Origin of the sequence: Streptomyces sp. SID3212 (assembly GCF_009865405.1) — a bacterium.
In the GTDB taxonomy this organism is placed as follows: Bacteria; Actinomycetota; Actinomycetes; order Streptomycetales; family Streptomycetaceae; genus Streptomyces.
Genome location: NZ_WWJY01000813.1, coordinates 1 through 1612, shown reverse-complemented (window position 1 = coordinate 1612; position 1612 = coordinate 1). Strand labels below are relative to the sequence as shown.

The window sequence follows — 1612 nt, the reverse complement described above, 5'->3', positions numbered from 1 at the left end:
CTGCCGTCGGGGCCCGTGGCGGCCACGGCGAGGTCGAGGGTGACCGGGGTGCCGCCGCTGTTGCGGTACGTGACCGTCCGCGACCCGGGCGTGTCGTCGGCGTGCGGCCACTGCTGCACACCGAAGCTCACGGACGTCTGGTCGCTCACGACCGACTGCGTGACGGCCCGGGCCACGTCCACCCGGCCAGTGCCCTGCTGGTACGCGGAGAGGCCGGTGCCGGGCGCGGTGGAGGCGGTGAGCGCCTGCTTGATCCGCGCGCCGGTCCAGTCCGGGTGCTCCTGGGCCAGGATCGCGGCGGCTCCCGCCACGTGCGGGGTCGCCATGGACGTACCGGAGAGGGCCACGTACCCGTCGGCCGCCGGGTCGCCGATCTGGCCCTGGGCCGCCTTGGCCGCCACGATGTCCACGCCGGGCGCCGTGAGGTCGGGCTTCAGCGTCCCGTCGGCCGCCGGTCCGGTGCTGGAGAACTCGGCGAGCTTGTCGTCGTGGTCGACGGCGCCGACGGTCAGGGCCGCCGCCGCGCTGCCGGGGGAACCGACGGTGCGTGCGCCGGGTCCTTCGTTGCCCGCCGCGACGACGAAGAGGATGCCCCGGTCGGCGGAGAGCTTCTCCACCGCCGCCTCGATCGGGTCCACCTCGGGGTAGTCGTGCCCGCCGAGGCTGAGGTTGGCCACCTTCGCGCCCTGGTCGGCGGCCCACTGCATACCGGCGACGATCCCGGACTCGTCACCCGAGCCGGAGTCGTCCAGGACCTTGCCGTCGAGGATCTTCGCGCCGGGCGCGACCCCCTTGTACGTACCGCCGGACCTGGCCCCGGAGCCCGCCGCGATGGACGCGACGTGGGTGCCGTGGCCCACGTGGTCGACGGCGTTGCCCGCCCCGGAGAAGTCCTTCTGCGCGATCTCGGTGCCCTGGAGATCGGGGTGCGTCTCGTCGACCCCGGTGTCCAGTACGGCGATCTTCACGCCCTTGCCGTCGTACCCGGCCTGCCAGGCGGCCGGCGCGCCGATCCGCGGAACGCTCCGGTCCAGGCTCGCTTCGCGTTTGCCGTCGAGCCAGACGCGCCCGATGCCCGCCCCGGCGACACGCGCCGAACTCCCCCGCGCGTCGGGGGCGGTGAGCGCCTGCCACACCTCCGAAGAGGCCGCCTTCGGCACGGTCACCGCCTCCGCGGAGAGCACCGGCAGGCTGCGGCGGACCGACACGTCGGCCGCCGCGAAGGCGGACTTCGCCCGTGCCTTCTGCTGGGTGTAAGACACGATGAGCGGGAGCGTCGTACGGTGCGCGTCGTCGTACCCGTCCGCGAGCAGTCCGGTGATGTCGAAGAGCCGGCGGTCCAGCTTCCCCTGGGACACCAGTTTCGCCGCGTCGGCCGGCAGGACGTACGTCCGGCCCTGCCACCGGCGTACCGCCATGGCGATGTGGTCGCGGCCCTCGGCCGGCCGCACCCGGCTGACCCGGCCCTTCGCGTCCGCGTGGACCCGGTCGCCGGTGACCAGGGTGACGACGGAGGACACACCGCCGGTCCGCGGTGCCTCCCCCGCCGGAGTCCCGCCCGCGTGCGGTGCCCCGCCCGGGTGCGGTGCCGCCGCGGTCACGCCGGTCGTGA

General features: G+C 74.8%; 1 protein-coding gene. It reads right to left on the bottom strand.

All coding sequences use genetic code 11. From position 1 onward, the window contains the following. The coding region (locus GT042_RS24675; RefSeq protein WP_345943902.1) for a S8 family peptidase at positions 1-1520 on the bottom strand (1520 nt) is incomplete at its 3' end. Positions 1521-1612 lie beyond the last annotated feature (92 nt).